Origin of the sequence: Aurantibacter sp. (assembly GCF_042094015.1) — a bacterium.
GTDB lineage: Bacteria > Bacteroidota > Bacteroidia > Flavobacteriales > Flavobacteriaceae > Aurantibacter.
This window is the reverse complement of the sequence record NZ_JBELDZ010000014.1, coordinates 1-15231: the sequence shown is the minus strand read 5'-3', so window position 1 is coordinate 15231 and position 15231 is coordinate 1. Positions and strand designations below refer to the sequence as shown.

Here is a 15231-nt window from a genome sequence, read left to right as displayed (position 1 = left end):
TTTCATTAGCTCTTTTTTATAATATAAAGTGAAAATATATTAAAAAGAAAACATTACAGTAAAGGCTAACATACTTTGATTTCCTTTAAATTTTTTCTCTAAATCTTGAGCGAAATCTTCTTTATTTAATCCGCCTAATATATTAGTTACTCCATAGATGTATTGTGCCTTAACTTTAAAATGACTAATACCTGCGGTTAAACCAATAGCACCATTAAAGTTTACATTGTTTAAACTTTTAAAGTCTTTAGCAGTTACTGAGTTAAAACCATCAATTATGTAGTTTTCTTTATCTTCGTCTTTTAACTCTAAATCACTATTATATTGTAGCATAGGACCAATGTCTAAGGTTAAATGATCTGTTCCTAACTTAAGATGCCACAAAAAAGCTACTTGAGCGGTAAATATTTTATAGTCAACAGAATTATCTATGCTAGATGTCGTTAAAGAAGGTTTAGCGGCAACTCCAAGAATGTTTTCAGATAATTGCATACCATAACTTACATTAAAACCTTTGTGGGGTAAATCCACTGTAGCACTCATTCCAAAAACCCAACCTTCACCTTTGGTAGTAGTAAAATTATCTGTTAAAATATCATACTGAGTTAGTCCTCCTGCAATAGCAAAACCATTTTTTATATTAACAGTTCCTTTCGCTTTTTGTCTTTGTGCGTTTGTTTGTGTAACAAAACACACACATATTGCGACTAATAGGAGTAAATGTTTATTTTTCATATAATTATTTGGGTTTTACAGCGCAAATATAACTAAATTAGTAAGCATAAAACATTAACCTTTAAAACCTAACTAAATATGTTTTTTATTCCTTTTATTGTCCTTGGACTTATTATTCTATTTACGGGTATTTTTACCGTAAAACAACAATCTGCTGCTATTATAGAACGCTTTGGTAAATTTAAAGTTATACGCCAATCAGGTTTACAATTTAAAATTCCTTTAGTTGATAAAATAGCTGGGAGATTAAGCTTAAAAATTCAGCAATTAGATGTAATTGTTGAAACAAAAACTAAAGATGATGTATTTGTTCGACTTAAAGTTTCTGTACAGTACAAAGTTATTAAGCAAAAAGTAGAAGATGCTTTTTATAAATTAGATTATCCACATGATCAAATTACTTCTTATGTATTTGATGTAGTTCGTGCAGAAGTGCCAAAAATGATTTTAGATGATGTATTCTTAAAAAAAGATGATATTGCTATTGCTGTAAAAACAGAATTAAATGAGGCTATGCAAAATTATGGTTACGACATTATTAAAACATTAGTAACAGATATTGATCCAGACGCACAAGTAAAAGAAGCAATGAACCGAATTAATGCAGCTGATAGAGAAAAAACAGCTGCACAATATGAAGGTGATGCACAACGTATTTTAATTGTTGAGAAAGCAAAAGCAGAAGCTGAAAGTAAGCGCTTACAAGGTCAAGGTATTGCAGATCAAAGACGTGAAATTGCTCGTGGTTTAGAAGAATCAGTAGAGGTATTAAATAAAGTTGGTATTAATTCTCAAGAAGCATCAGCTTTAATTGTTGTAACACAACATTATGATACATTACAAGCTATTGGTAGTGAAACAAACAGTAATTTAATATTATTACCAAATTCACCACAAGCAGGAAGTAATATGTTAAATGATATGGTTGCTAGTTTTGCAGCAAGTAACGAAATAGGTGAAGCAATGAAAGAAGCTAAGAAGAATAAAAAACTTAATAGCTAAACTTCTTTAACAACATTATTGTAGTAACACAATAAGCAATTTTTCCAAAAAAACCAGAACTAAGACGTTCTGGTTTTTTTTACAATTTAAGTGAATTATGAGTTGTTATTCTGTAAATATATGATCACCAAATTCTTTTAAAACCGTATCAAAAGCTGCAAAAACATCTTCAGAATGATCGCTGGTAACCATTTTCATTCTATGTTCTTTAAAATGCGGAATACCTTTAAAATAATTTGTGTAATGTCTTCTAGTTTCAAAAACACCTAAGATTTCACCTTTCCAATCTATAGCCATTTGTAAATGCCTTCTGGCCGCTTCTACACGTTCTTGTATTGTAATTGGCTCTAAATGTTTGCCGGTATTAAAAAAATGTTTCACTTGTTTAAAGAACCATGGATTTCCAATAGTTGCCCTACCAATCATGCAGCCATCTAAGCCATAATCATCTCTCATTTCCACTGCACGTTCTGGGCTAGTAACATCTCCATTTCCAAAAACAGGAATGTGCATTCTTGGATTATTCTTTACTTGTGCAATAGGTTTCCAATCAGCATCGCCTTTATACATTTGTGCTCTTGTACGTCCGTGAATAGCTATTGCTTTACAGCCAACATCTTGTAAGCGCTCAGCAACCTCAACAATTTTAATTGAATCGTCGTCCCAACCTAAACGTGTTTTAACCGTAATTGGAATATTGGTACGCTTAACCATTTCGGCAGTTAATTGTTCCATTAAGCAGATGTCTTTTAGAATTCCAGCGCCAGCACCTTTACTTACGACCTTTTTTACAGGACAACCAAAATTAATATCTATAATATCTGGTTTAGATTCTGCAACAATATCTATAGTTTGAAGCATACTATCTAAATTTGCTCCAAAAATTTGAATTCCAACAGGTCGCTCTTTTTCGTAAATATCAAGCTTCATAACACTTTTTGCAGCATTTCGAATTAAACCTTCACTACTTACAAATTCCGTATAAACCACATCAGCACCTTGCTCTTTACACAACGCTCTAAATGGTGGATCGCTTACATCTTCCATTGGAGCTAAAAGCAAAGGGAAATCAGGAAGTTCTATGTCGCCTATTTTTACCAAAATTGAATATTTTTATGCAAAATTAGGGCTTTTTTATGTAATGATAATTTTGATTGAAATATCTTATTCTTTCATAGCAAAAGAAGTACTAACAAATTTCCCAAAACCCATAGTTTTTTCGACTATATTTGCAATATCTACCTTGTTTAGAGACGAAAGACTATGAAGAACATTAGAAATTTTTGCATTATTGCACATATTGACCACGGAAAAAGTACACTTGCCGATCGTTTATTAGGTCATACAGGAACTGTAACTGCTCGCGAAGAGCAAGCTCAGTTATTAGACAGTATGGACTTAGAACGCGAACGTGGAATTACCATAAAATCTCACGCTATTCAAATGGAATATCAATTTGAAGGTGAAGATTATATTTTAAATCTAATTGATACGCCAGGTCATGTAGATTTTTCTTACGAAGTTTCTAGATCTATTGCCGCTTGTGAAGGCGCATTACTTATAGTAGATGCTGCACAAAGCATACAGGCACAAACTATTTCTAATTTATATTTAGCTTTAGAAAATGACCTGGAGATTATTCCTGTTCTTAATAAAGTAGATTTACCAAGTGCAAATCCTGAAGAGGTTACAGATGATATTGTAGATCTTTTAGGTTGTGATCCAGAAGAAGTTATTCACGCAAGTGGAAAAACTGGCTTTGGTGTAGAAAACATTTTAAAAGCTATTATAGAACGTGTTCCCGCGCCAGAAGGTAATCCAGATGAACCATTACAAGCATTAATATTTGATTCTGTTTACAATTCATTTCGTGGTGTAGAAACATACTTTAGAGTTATTAACGGAACAATAAAAAAGAACCAACAAATTAAATTTATTGCTACAGGTAAAACTTATGGCGCAGATGAGGTTGGGACTTTAAAGTTAAATCAAGTTGTAAAAAAAGAGATAAAAGCTGGAGATGTTGGTTATTTAATTACAGGAATTAAAGAGGCTAAAGAAGTAAAAGTAGGAGATACAATTACAGATGCAGCTAATCCAACAACAAATGCAGTTGCAGGTTTTGAAGATGTAAAACCAATGGTTTTTGCAGGAATTTATCCAGTTGATACAGAGGATTATGAAGAACTTCGTAATTCTATGGAAAAATTACAGCTAAATGATGCTTCTTTGGTGTTTCAGCCAGAAAGTTCAGCAGCGTTAGGTTTTGGTTTTCGTTGTGGATTTTTAGGAATGTTACATATGGAAATTATCCAGGAACGTTTAGAACGTGAGTTTGATATGACCGTGATTACTACAGTTCCTAATGTTAGTTATCATGCGTTTTCTCATAAATATCCAGATGATATTATTATTGTAAACAATCCAAGTGATTTACCAGAACCATCTAGTTTAAATCGTGTTGAAGAACCTTATATTAAAGCTACTATTATTACAAAATCTGATTTTGTTGGTAATGTTATGAGTTTGTGTATTGAAAAAAGAGGAATGATTATGAATCAAACCTATTTAACACCAGAACGTGTAGAGTTAACATTTGAAATGCCTTTAGCAGAGATTGTATTTGATTTTTACGATCGTTTAAAAACGGTTTCTAAAGGTTATGCTTCTTTCGATTATCATCCAATTGGATTAAAAGCCTCTAAATTAGTACGTTTAGATGTATTATTAAATGCACAATCTGTAGATGCACTTTCTGCTTTAATTCATGCAGATAATGCACATAATATTGGAAAAAAAATGTGCGAAAAATTAAAAGAATTAATTCCAAGACAACAGTTTGACATTCCAATTCAAGCAGCAATTGGAGCAAAAATTATAGCAAGAGAAACCGTAAAAGCATTACGTAAAGATGTTACGGCTAAATGTTATGGTGGAGATATTTCACGTAAACGTAAGTTATTAGAAAAGCAGAAAAAAGGTAAAAAGCGTATGCGCCAAGTTGGTAATGTAGAAATTCCACAACAAGCGTTTATGGCAGTATTAAAACTTAATGATTAAGAAATAAGAAATCAAAAAAGCCTCAAATTAGAATTAATTTGAGGCTTTTTTGATAGTATAAAATTAAACTAAGCTCTACCTAATTTACGTAAAGCAACCCATTGTTTCATTTTTTCCTTAGCATCTGTTGCTGGATAACCTAAAACGGTTTTACCAGCAGGAACATCGGCTAAAACGCCAGATCCAGCACCAACTATAGCTCCAGAATGTATTGTGGTGTGGTCTTTTATAGAAGCACTTCCGCCAATAATAACGCCATCGCCAAGTGTTACAGAACCAGCTAAACCACTACTTCCGGCCATAATACAAGATCGTCCTAAAATGCAATTATGTGCAATTTGTACTAGGTTATCTATTTTACAACCATCGCCAATAATAGTAGAACTAAATTTAGCGCGATCTACACAAGAGTTAGCACCAATTTCTACGTTATTTCCTATAATTACATTTCCAATATGTGGTATTTTAACCAAACTTCTTCCGTCATCACTTGGTCTATAACCAAACCCATCTGCACCAATACTAACGTTGTTATGAAAAATACAATGAGCTCCAATTTCACTTCGCTCTCTAATAACTGTTCCAGACCAAACTATAGTATTTTGCCCAATTTTACAATCGTCAAAAACAGTTACGTTTGGATATAAAGTTACATTATCTTCAACAACTGTGTTTTTTCCAACATAACAACCTGCACCAACTTTAACATTCTTACCAATAATAGCAGATTTATCAATTACAGCAACAGGGCTAATATTAGAAATAAAACTTGGTGTTTCTGGAGAAAAAGCTTCCAAAAGTTTAGCCATAGCTAAATCTGCGTTTGTAACTTTTATTTGTGCACAAGTAGGATTATCTTTTAATTCAATACCTTCAGAAACAATAACAACAGAAGCTTTTGAGTTTTCAAAGTTCTTAGCAAATTTTTTATGACCTATAAAAGTAGCTTGTCCTATAGTTGCATTGTCTACTGTTTCTAAACCTGTAATAACTTCGTTTATTTCGAAAATCAGATTACCATTTACTAAGTTTTTAATTTCATTAATTGAAAAGGACTTCATAGATGTTTTTATATTTTAAGTTTACTAAGATAGTATTTGTGATATAAAAAAGAATCAAAGAATAAAAAAACTATAGATTCAATTAAGTTTCTATAATTTTAAGTTAGCTTTCTATACCTAAAATACTATCTTCACTTTTTTAAAAAATAAATTTGTCATTAAACCTATTTAATACTATTGGAATTGGAGTGGCTTTTTCTCCAAACCTTGAAGCTAATATTAATGAAGCCTCAAGATTAAGTTTATACCTAAATTCTAAATTAATATTAATACATGTTGGTGAGTTTTCTGAAGAGAAATCTAATAAATTTAAATCACTATTAAAACCTTATAAAGAACAAGGTTTACAATTCGAAATTGTATTTAAACCAGGAAAACCAGTAGATGTAATTTTGCAAACTATTGAAGACTCTAGAATAGACCTACTACTTTTAGGGGCTTTAAAGCGGGAAAAGCTTGTAAATTTCTATTTAGGCTCTATTGCCAGAAAGATTACAAGAAAAGCGAAATGTTCTATACTTTTACTAACGCATCCTTCTGTAAACAGAGAAATTTGTGAGCACATTGTGGTTAATGGTTTAGACGAAAAGCAAACAGAACAGACAGTTACTTCTGCTATATATATGGCACATAAGTTTGGCTCTAAAAGTGTAACAATTGTTGAAGAGATTTCTAAACAAAAATTATCTATTACCGTTGAAGATGATACATCTTTAAGGAAATCTAACATCGAAAAAGTAAAATTAAAGCGCCTTGAGGAAGAACGAGTAGATGCTATTTTAAAAAACATTCCAGAAGACTATAAAGCTAATTTAAAAATTAAATCTCAACCAATTTTTGGAACAAGTGGCTATAGTATTGGTCATTATACCGAAGTGGTAAGGGCTGATTTGTTAGTAATGAATGCACCAAAAAAATTAACTTTTTGGGATCGAATTTTCCCTCATGATATAGAATATATTTTAACAGAATTACCAAGCGATGTTTTAATTGTAAGATGAGTCCAAAAAGCAACATAGTAATTTTTTTTAAAAGCTTACCTAAAAATATTTTTTCAGGATTTGTAGTAAGCCTTATAGCTTTACCTCTAGGTTTAGGTCTGGCTATGGCTAGTGATGCACCACCAATCGCTGGAATAATTGCAGCAGTTGTTGGTGGAATAATAGTATCAATTCTTGGAGGAAGTAATGTTACAATTACCGGTCCAGGAAATGGATTAGTTGGTGTGTTATTAGTTGCTATTTCAACTTTAGGATTAGAAAGTGCTTATGCCGCAATAATTTGTTCTGGAGCCTTATTGCTTATTTTAGGATTTCTTAGAATGGGGAAGTTGGCAGATTTTTTTCCAAACTCTGCTATACAAGGAATGTTAGCCGCTATTGGATTAATTATTCTTGGAAAACAGTTTCATATTATGGTAGCGCACAAAATAAAACGTGATACTACAGTAGATTATCTATTAGAAATCCCTAATGCCATTATAAACGTATTTCATTTTGAAAATAGAAGCTTGCTTTATGCTGCTTTAGCAGGAGTATTAAGTTTGCTAATTATGATATTTTATTCTAAGATTAGAAATAAATATTTTCAATTAGTACCTGCTCCAATGTGGATCGTAATGTTATCTATTGGTTTAAGTTATTATTTTGAACTAGTCTTAAAGTTGCCAAATCCAATAGCAGAAGAATATATGATTTCTGGAATTCCGACAGCAGATCAAATCATATCTGAACTACCTAGTATAGATTTTAGTAAAATTAATTCTTTAACCTTTTGGTTAAGTGTTGTTTCATTGACTTTAATAGCAAGTATAGAATCGTTATTAAGTATTAAAGCAGTAGATAAATTAGATGTAGATAAAAGACGTTCTAATGTAAATAAAGACTTAAAAGCTTTAGGCCTAGCAACAGTTGCAAGTGGGCTTTTAGGTGGATTAAATGTAGTTACCGTAATAGCAAGAAGTTCTGTAAATGTTAATAATGGTGGAAGTAATAGATCTTCTAACTTTTTCCACGCATTCTTTTTAGTGTTATTTATAGTATTATTTAGTACACAATTAACAAGAATTCCTTTACCTGCCTTAATGGCTATTTTAGTTTATACAGGTTACAAACTTGCAAACCCAAATCAATTAGGGAAAATTTTGCGCATTGGAAAAGGACAATTGGTAATTTTCTTTGTTACATTATTTACAACACTTTTAATCGGTTTAATTCAAGGTATTTTAGCGGGGATAATTGCCACGTTTATTTTACATACTTTAGTTAATAAAAGTTTTAATTTGTTTGCCAAAAACATATTAAAACCTAATGTTTTAATGTATCAAGAACATGATAATAACGACAGTTATTTTATAAGTGTAAAGCATTTTTGTAGTTTTTTAAATTTCTATAAATTAAAAGAACGTATTAATGCTATTCCAGAACATTTAGATGTTATTGTAGATTTTTCTATGTGTGAGTTTGTAGACGATACGGTTATGGAAAACCTAAGTAATTATCAAGATACATTTCATAAAAAAGGTGGTCATTTTGAAATTATTGGTTTGGATATGCATGATAGTAAAACCGAGCATCCATTCGCTTTAAAACGGATGTTGCCTGTTCCTAACATAATCAAGAAAAGTTTAACAAGAAGGCAAAATAGCTTAGAGGCTTTTGCAGAAGATTTTGAATTAAACTATATATCTAAAAAGAATAAATCTTTGGATTTTTTAGAACCATTTGAGTATTTTAAAACAAAAAAAACAAGATTTTCACATAATCATTTATTAGACGAAAAATGTGGTGCTAAAATTTTCGATTTAGAATATTCTGAAGGTGAGTTTATTGCCAAAGAAACCATTAGATCTACGATGTTTTATTTAGATTTATATAAAAACATTCCTGAATTTACACTAGATAAAGAAGGTTTTTTAGAAAAGGCTTATGCGTTTGCAGGTTATACAGATATAAATGTTGATAAACATCCAGATTTCTCTAAGCGTTTTTATTTATTAGGTAAAAACTCGCAGCAAATTAAGCAGTTTTTTTCTAATGAGCTGGTTCACTTTTTCGAAAGTAATCCTTATTATCATGTTGAATCTAATGGAAAATCATTACTTATTTTTTCTAAAGAACGCGTGGCAAGTTTAAAAGAAATTAAAGCATTATTATATTTTGGAAAACAATTACGAGACCTAATTCTTGATTCTGTAATAGAAAGTGAAAAAGAACCTTTTTTACGTTAATAAATTCCAAAAAATAGTATCATTCTTTTCATAATTTCATAATTTGCATAAATTATGAAATTATATCCTATTCAATCAGGACATTTTAAATTAGATGGTGGTGCAATGTTTGGTGTAGTTCCTAAATCTTTATGGACTAGAACAAATCCTGCAGACAGTAACAATATGATAGATATTGCTGCTCGATGTTTATTAATAGAAGATGGTAATCGATTAACTTTAATCGATACAGGAATGGGAAACAAACAGTCTGATAAATTTTATGGTCACTATAATTTGTATGGAGACGATTCTATTGATAAATCATTAAAAGCAGTAGGTTTTCATCGTGATGATATTACAGATGTTTTTATGACGCATTTACACTTCGATCATTGTGGTGGAAGTATAGAATATAATAAAGACGGTACAGTTTTACAGCCGGCATTTAAAAACGCACATTTTTGGTCTAATAAAAATCACTGGAAATGGGCAACAGAGCCTAATAGACGCGAAGTTGCTTCGTTTTTAAAAGAAAACATTTTACCAATGGAGGAATGTGGACAATTAAAATTTACTGAAGTTCCTGATAACGATATTTTAAAAAATTCAGCATTAGGATTTGATATTTTTTTTGCAAATGGTCATACAGAGAAACAAATGATTCCAATGATTAATTACAAAGGAAAAACCATTTGCTTTATGGCAGATTTATTACCAACTGTAGGTAATTTACCACTACCATTTGTAATGGGATATGATACAAGACCACTACTAACTTTAGACGAAAAAGAGCGTTTTTTAAATATGGCAGCAGATAACGAATTTTATTTGTTTTTAGAACATGATGCACATAACGAAATTATAACCGTAAAACACACTGAAAAAGGCGTAAGATTAAAAGAAACCTTTACGTGTCAAGACATTTTTAACTAAATATATATTATGAAATTTATTAACAAACCAATCCTATTCTCTGCAGTAGTTGCAGCTATTTTATCAAGTTGTGGTGGATCTACAGAGATTTTATCAACACCAATTACAAATATTGATAACACACCAATTAAAGAACAAGAATTAACTGAAGCTGAAAAGCACAATTGGGGACATTTAGATCTAGTAAAAGATACTATTCCTGGAATGAGTGTAGATAAAGCTTATACAGAAATAGTAAAAGACAAAAAAGGTAAGAAAATTATAGTTGCTGTTATAGATTCAGGAATAGACATTGATCATGAAGATTTAGATGGCGTACTTTGGACAAATAGTAAAGAGATTCCAGGAAACGGAATTGATGATGATAAAAATGGTTACATCGATGATATTCACGGATGGAACTTTTTAGGTGAAGCCTACGACGAGCAATTAGAAATGACCCGTATTGTTGCAACAGGAGATGCTAATGCACATCGTTTTGCTGAAGCTAAAGCAGCTTTAGAAAAAGATCGCGCACAAATGGAACCAACAAAACAACGCTACGAACAAATCTATGCAGCTTTAAAAGATGCAGATGCTGCATTTACTAAATACTTTGGTAAAGCCGATTATACAAACGACGAAGTAAAAAATCTTGATACAAAAGATGAGGATTTATTAAAGCATAAAGCTGTAGCGGCACAAATGAATGGCTTTGGATTAGAAAGTGTACAACAAGCTAAAGAAGAGTTAAAAGGTGCTTTAGATGGTATAGTAGAGCGTTTAAATACACATTTAAACCCAGACTTTTCAGGACGTAAAACTGGAGATAATCCAAACGATTTTAACGATAAACCTGGTTATGGAAATGCAAATGTAAAGCAAATCAAAAAATCTGAATCACATGGAACACACGTAGCTGGAATTATTTTAGCTGAGCGAAATAATGGGATAGGAGCAAATGGTATTGCAAACAACGCAGAATTAATGAGTGTTCGTGTAGTACCAAATGGAGATGAGTACGATAAAGATGTTGCAAAAGGAATTCGTTATGCAGTAGATAATGGTGCAAATATTATAAACGGAAGTTTTGGTAAATCATTTTCTCAACAAAGTGAATGGGTTAGAGATGCAATTAAATATGCAAGCGATAATAATGTAATTTTTGTACACGCAGCAGGAAATGATAGTAAAGATGTAGATTTAGGACTTAATTTTCCAGACGATAATACTGGTGGAGCAGAAATATCAAATACTTATATCCGTGTTGGTGCATTAGGTCCAAAATACGGAACAGATATGGTAGCTAGATTTTCTAATTATGGTCAAAAAAATGTAGACGTATTTGCTCCAGGAGCTCAAATTTATTCAACATTTCCAGAAAACGAATATAAATCTATTAGTGGAACAAGTATGGCTTCTCCTGGAGTTGCTGGAGTTGCAGCATTAGTTTGGTCTCAATATCCAAAATTAACAGCTGCACAAGTAAAGCAAGTTATTTTAAATTCTGGAGTTCCAATTCACTCTAAAGTAGTTGTTGGTGGTAATGGAGAAGATGTTAGACCATTTGCAGAGTTATGTAAATCTGGTAAAATAGTTAATGCATATAACGCCTTAATTATGGCAAGTATGATACAATAATTCATATATAAAAAACGTATAATTTTAAAACCTTAATAGTTATTTCTATTAAGGTTTTTTTTTGTTTCTTGTGGTTATGAATTATAGTTATTGGGAACATAAAAATTGGCTTTCAGATATAGACTATGCTATTGTTGGTAGCGGAATAGTTGGGCTTAATTGCGCATTACAAATAAGAAAAAAACAACCAAAAGCTAAGATTGTAATTTTAGAAAAAGGTGTTTTACCTCAAGGAGCAAGTACTAAAAACGCAGGTTTTGCTTGTTTTGGAAGTTTAACAGAACTTATCGACGATTTAAAAACACATTCTGAAGCTGAGGTTATAGAATTAGTTATTCAACGTTTAAAAGGTTTGCACGTGTTAAGAGAAACTGTTGGTGATAAAAAACTGAAATATAAATCTTATGGTGGCTATGAACTATTTCCAAGTAATGATAATTTCTTGTTTGAAGAATGTCAGTTTCATAAAAACCATATCAATCATATTTTAAAACCTATTTTTAAGAAAGACGTTTTTAATGAAGTTGAAAATGCTTTCGGGTTTGAAAACGTAAATAACCAGTTGTTTTTTAATCGATTTGAAGGACAGATTGATACCGGAAAAATGATGAATTCATTACTGAAACTAGCCATTAAAAAAGATATTAAGATTTTAAATAATATTTCAGTTGAAGCTTTTGAAGACAATAACGATTCTGTTGATATTAAAACAAATCATTTCACTTTAAAAGCATCAAAAGTATTAGTAGCAACAAACGGATTTGCATCACAGTTATTAAACGAAACCGTAAAACCTGCAAGAGCTCAGGTGCTAATCACTAAACCAATAAAAGATTTAAAGGTAAAAGGCACATTTCATTTAGAACAAGGGTACTATTATTTTAGAAATATTAATAATCGAATTCTTTTAGGTGGCGGACGAAATCTTGATTTTAAAGCTGAAGAAACAACTAGTTTTAACCAAACAGCGTTAATTCAAAATAAGCTAGAAGAACTTTTAAAAACTACTATTTTACCTAAAGTTGATTTTGAAATAGATTTACGTTGGAGCGGAATTATGGGCGTAGGTTCTCAAAAAAAACCTATTGTAAAACAAATTTCTAATAACGTGTTTTGTGGTGTTAGATTAGGCGGAATGGGAATTGCAATTGGTAGTTTAGTTGGTAAAGAATTAGCCGATTTATTAGATTAATTTTTGAATGAAACGTTTTTTTACTTTTATTATAAAATGCTGTTTTTGGTTTGTTGTGTTTACTGTAGGATTAGTTGTGGTTTATAAATTTGTTCCTGTTTTTTATACGCCACTAATGTTAATTCGTTATGCGGAAGATGACAGCAAAACCAAATCTATTAAACATAGTTGGGTTGAGTTTAAAGATATATCAGTCCACTTAAAAAAAGCAGTTATTTGTAGTGAAGACCAAAAATTTTTGCATCATAATGGGTTTGATATTAATGCCATAGAAAAAGCTTATAAAAACAACCAAAAAGGAAAACGTATAAGAGGCGGAAGCACTATTAGTCAACAAACTGCTAAAAACGTTTTTTTGTGGCCAAACAGAAGTTGGTTACGTAAAGGTTTAGAAACTTACTTTACGTTTTTAATTGAGCTTATTTGGGGCAAGGAACGCATTTTGGAAGTTTATTTAAACAGTATAGAAATGGGAAAAGGTGTTTACGGAGCAGAAGCAGCATCTCAATATTGGTTTAAAACCACAGCTAAAAAATTAAATAATTATCAAGCAGCTGCAATTGCTTCTATTTTACCAAATCCAAGAACATATAAAGCCAATCCAGCAACAAATTATATCTCTAAAAGAAAAAGTTGGATTGTTAAACAAATGAATTATTATGGACCTTTAAAACTTCCAAAAAAGAACGTTAAAAATGAGAAATAAAGCCATAAAAACTCAACTACTAGCATTGTGTAAAGAGAATTTAGATGTGCGCTTAAAAACTGTTAAAACTATAATAGACGACTTACAGCAGAGTTTACAAAGTGAAACAAAAAGTAGCGCAGGAGATAAGCACGAAACAGGAAGAGCAATGGTGCAGTTAGAACGTGAAAAATCTGGAAATCAACTCTCAGAAATTCAAAAAATTCAAGTCACACTTTCAAAAATAAATCCAGAGTATTTTTCAAAAACTATTATTGGCTTAGGTAGTGTTGTTATTACAACAAAAGCCAATTATTTTATAGCTATTAGTTCTGGTGAGTTAACTTTTGAAAAAGACACTTTTTATGCTATTTCTCCAAATACACCAATTGGATTATTACTTCTTGGTAAAACAGTAGGAGATACTATTACTTTTAGAGGAACTAGTTTTGATATTGTTGAGGTGTTGTAATTGATTTAGTAATCCACTTATTTAAATCAGTACCGTTAGGATTTCTTAGTTTTTTATCACCAATGGTAATTGTTGGAAAATTAAGCCTTCTATTTGTATAAAGCCTTCTCAATTCATCGGTATTATTCTCGTTTGAAACATCCAAAAATAAATAAGGTGTTTTAATGTTGTCAAAGAAAGCCATATAACACTGTGTTTTATGACAGTTATGTGTACCAAAAAGCTTGATTGTTGGCGTGTTTTTCATTTTTTTCTAATTATGATAACTATTAGACGAAAAAGTATCTGCAACATTTCAAAAAAGACAACTATAGAACTAAAGGTTAATTTTTAAACAAATGGAATCATTTTTTTGCAATGTTTTATTATGCTCAAAAAAAACAATTTCAGAACTTAATTTTGCTTTTATTAAATAGTTTCTACCATTAAAATAAGACTCTAAAACAACTGCTTTTAAGTTAGAATTATCAACAGTTTTAATTTGATGCGCGTAAATTATTTGATTATTTATAATATTAAACTCTCCAAAAAATGAAGCAATTAAAGGTGTTTTTGGATTAGAATATAAATTTTTTGGATCGCCTTTAATTTCAATTTTCTTATTATTTAAAAACATGATCTGATCTGCAAAACCTAATACATCATTTTTATCATGAGTTGCAACAATACAAGTGATATTCTTCTCCTTTAAATATCTAAAAACACTTCGTCTTAAAGATTGTTTTTTAAAGTTATCTATATGGCTAAAAGGCTCGTCTAATAAAAGTAATTCGGGTTCTTTAGCTAAAGCTCTAGCTAAAGCAACACGTTGTTTTTGTCCGCCGCTTAGTAATTTTACTTTGGTTTTTGCTACAGCTTCTAATTCTACTACTTTTATAAGTTCTGCAGTACGTGTCTTCTTTTCTTTAGGGTAAAAATTAGATAAGAATTTCCCTATATTTTCTTCAACCGTAGTAAAAGGCATTAAATCAAATTCTTGTGACACGTATTTCGTAAAATCGTAACCAACTACTAAATTGTGTTTTGGTCCTAATATTTCTATTTTTTTCCAAAAAATGTGTCCTTCATTTAAATCGTATTCGCCATAAATGAGTTCTAAAAGTGTGCTTTTTCCACAACCGCTTTCGCCAATAAGAGCTAAATGTTCACCTTGTTTAACTGTAAAATTTAAACTAGTTAAAACAGGTTGTTTTGTGTAAGAAAAAGTAAGATTTTGAACTTTTAACATTGGTTTTAAAAATAGATATAAAATGTAAAAAG

14 protein-coding genes are annotated in these 15231 nt (G+C 30.8%); 9 read left to right on the top strand and 5 right to left on the bottom strand.

Annotated features, from left to right (window positions below; all coding sequences use genetic code 11):
- Positions 1-39 precede the first annotated feature (39 nt).
- Positions 40-735 carry a hypothetical protein gene (locus tag ACFDSN_RS03575; protein WP_375238457.1) on the bottom strand — a complete coding sequence of 232 codons (696 nt, stop codon included), beginning with the start codon at positions 733-735 and terminating at the stop codon, positions 40-42.
- A 78-nt stretch (positions 736-813) separates the two neighbouring features.
- Here ACFDSN_RS03575 and ACFDSN_RS03570 point away from each other — a divergent pair, with 78 nt between their 5' ends.
- The gene (locus ACFDSN_RS03570; RefSeq protein ID WP_375238456.1) at positions 814-1737 is read left to right on the top strand and encodes an SPFH domain-containing protein; all 924 of its coding nucleotides are present in this window, start codon (positions 814-816) and stop codon (positions 1735-1737) included.
- 105 nt (positions 1738-1842) lie between these two features.
- Here the strand turns inward: ACFDSN_RS03570 and dusB are convergent, their stop codons facing one another.
- Positions 1843-2838 (bottom strand): tRNA dihydrouridine synthase DusB, encoded by a 996-nt coding sequence (gene dusB, locus ACFDSN_RS03565; RefSeq protein WP_375238455.1) that lies wholly within the window; start codon positions 2836-2838, stop codon positions 1843-1845.
- A 162-nt stretch (positions 2839-3000) separates the two neighbouring features.
- Here dusB and lepA point away from each other — a divergent pair, with 162 nt between their 5' ends.
- A complete protein-coding gene (gene lepA / locus ACFDSN_RS03560; protein WP_375238454.1) occupies positions 3001-4797 on the top strand; it encodes a translation elongation factor 4 in 1797 nt (598 codons plus the stop codon).
- A 68-nt stretch (positions 4798-4865) separates the two neighbouring features.
- Here lepA and lpxD read toward each other — a convergent pair whose 3' ends face one another.
- Positions 4866-5858 (bottom strand): UDP-3-O-(3-hydroxymyristoyl)glucosamine N-acyltransferase, encoded by a 993-nt coding sequence (lpxD, locus tag ACFDSN_RS03555; RefSeq protein ID WP_375238453.1) that lies wholly within the window; start codon positions 5856-5858, stop codon positions 4866-4868.
- A gap of 152 nt (positions 5859-6010) precedes the next feature.
- Between lpxD and ACFDSN_RS03550 the strand changes: the two genes are divergently transcribed.
- The 7 genes from ACFDSN_RS03550 to ACFDSN_RS03520 all read left to right on the top strand — a co-directional run bounded on the left by ACFDSN_RS03550 (position 6011) and on the right by ACFDSN_RS03520 (position 13971).
- Positions 6011-6859, top strand: a complete 849-nt coding sequence (locus tag ACFDSN_RS03550; RefSeq protein ID WP_375238452.1) for a universal stress protein — start codon at positions 6011-6013, stop codon at positions 6857-6859.
- Positions 6856-9087 (top strand): SulP family inorganic anion transporter, encoded by a 2232-nt coding sequence (locus ACFDSN_RS03545; RefSeq protein ID WP_375238451.1) that lies wholly within the window; start codon positions 6856-6858, stop codon positions 9085-9087. Before ACFDSN_RS03550 ends, ACFDSN_RS03545 begins: the two co-directional genes overlap by 4 nt.
- 54 nt (positions 9088-9141) lie before the next feature.
- A complete protein-coding gene (locus tag ACFDSN_RS03540) occupies positions 9142-10002 on the top strand; it encodes an MBL fold metallo-hydrolase (protein ID WP_375238450.1) in 861 nt (286 codons plus the stop codon).
- A gap of 9 nt (positions 10003-10011) precedes the next feature.
- On the top strand, positions 10012-11622 hold the full coding sequence (locus ACFDSN_RS03535) for a S8 family peptidase (RefSeq protein ID WP_375238449.1): 1611 nt from the start codon (positions 10012-10014) through the stop codon (positions 11620-11622).
- Between the two features lie 76 nt (positions 11623-11698).
- On the top strand, positions 11699-12814 hold the full coding sequence (locus ACFDSN_RS03530; protein ID WP_375238448.1) for an NAD(P)/FAD-dependent oxidoreductase: 1116 nt from the start codon (positions 11699-11701) through the stop codon (positions 12812-12814).
- Positions 12815-12821: 7 nt separating this feature from the next.
- Positions 12822-13520 carry a monofunctional biosynthetic peptidoglycan transglycosylase gene (mtgA, locus tag ACFDSN_RS03525; protein ID WP_375238447.1) on the top strand — a complete coding sequence of 233 codons (699 nt, stop codon included), beginning with the start codon at positions 12822-12824 and terminating at the stop codon, positions 13518-13520.
- Entirely contained in the window at positions 13510-13971 is a 462-nt protein-coding gene (locus ACFDSN_RS03520) for a 3-oxoacyl-ACP synthase (protein WP_375238446.1), read from the top strand. The genes mtgA and ACFDSN_RS03520 overlap by 11 nt, the downstream gene beginning before the upstream one ends.
- On the opposite strand, the gene ACFDSN_RS03515 is transcribed toward ACFDSN_RS03520, so the two are convergent.
- On the bottom strand, positions 13943-14155 hold the full coding sequence (locus ACFDSN_RS03515; protein WP_375238445.1) for a hypothetical protein: 213 nt from the start codon (positions 14153-14155) through the stop codon (positions 13943-13945). The two genes, ACFDSN_RS03520 and ACFDSN_RS03515, sit on opposite strands and share 29 nt — an antisense overlap.
- A gap of 132 nt (positions 14156-14287) precedes the next feature.
- A partial coding sequence (locus ACFDSN_RS03510) for an ABC transporter ATP-binding protein (protein ID WP_375238444.1) occupies positions 14288-15231 on the bottom strand: 944 nt, incomplete at its 5' end.

What these genes read in the sequence shown, in the direction of transcription:
- ACFDSN_RS03575 (WP_375238457.1), bottom strand. Translation starts at nt 735, where the DNA reads ATGAAAAATAAACATTTACTCCTATTAGTCGCAATATGTGTGTGTTTT.
- ACFDSN_RS03570 (WP_375238456.1), top strand. Translation starts at nt 814, where the DNA reads ATGTTTTTTATTCCTTTTATTGTCCTTGGACTTATTATTCTATTTACG.
- lepA (WP_375238454.1), top strand. Translation starts at nt 3,001, where the DNA reads ATGAAGAACATTAGAAATTTTTGCATTATTGCACATATTGACCACGGA.
- lpxD (WP_375238453.1), bottom strand. Translation starts at nt 5,858, where the DNA reads ATGAAGTCCTTTTCAATTAATGAAATTAAAAACTTAGTAAATGGTAAT.
- ACFDSN_RS03545 (WP_375238451.1), top strand. Translation starts at nt 6,856, where the DNA reads ATGAGTCCAAAAAGCAACATAGTAATTTTTTTTAAAAGCTTACCTAAA.
- ACFDSN_RS03540 (WP_375238450.1), top strand. Translation starts at nt 9,142, where the DNA reads ATGAAATTATATCCTATTCAATCAGGACATTTTAAATTAGATGGTGGT.
- ACFDSN_RS03535 (WP_375238449.1), top strand. Translation starts at nt 10,012, where the DNA reads ATGAAATTTATTAACAAACCAATCCTATTCTCTGCAGTAGTTGCAGCT.
- ACFDSN_RS03530 (WP_375238448.1), top strand. Translation starts at nt 11,699, where the DNA reads ATGAATTATAGTTATTGGGAACATAAAAATTGGCTTTCAGATATAGAC.
- mtgA (WP_375238447.1), top strand. Translation starts at nt 12,822, where the DNA reads ATGAAACGTTTTTTTACTTTTATTATAAAATGCTGTTTTTGGTTTGTT.
- ACFDSN_RS03520 (WP_375238446.1), top strand. Translation starts at nt 13,510, where the DNA reads ATGAGAAATAAAGCCATAAAAACTCAACTACTAGCATTGTGTAAAGAG.
- ACFDSN_RS03515 (WP_375238445.1), bottom strand. Translation starts at nt 14,155, where the DNA reads ATGGCTTTCTTTGACAACATTAAAACACCTTATTTATTTTTGGATGTT.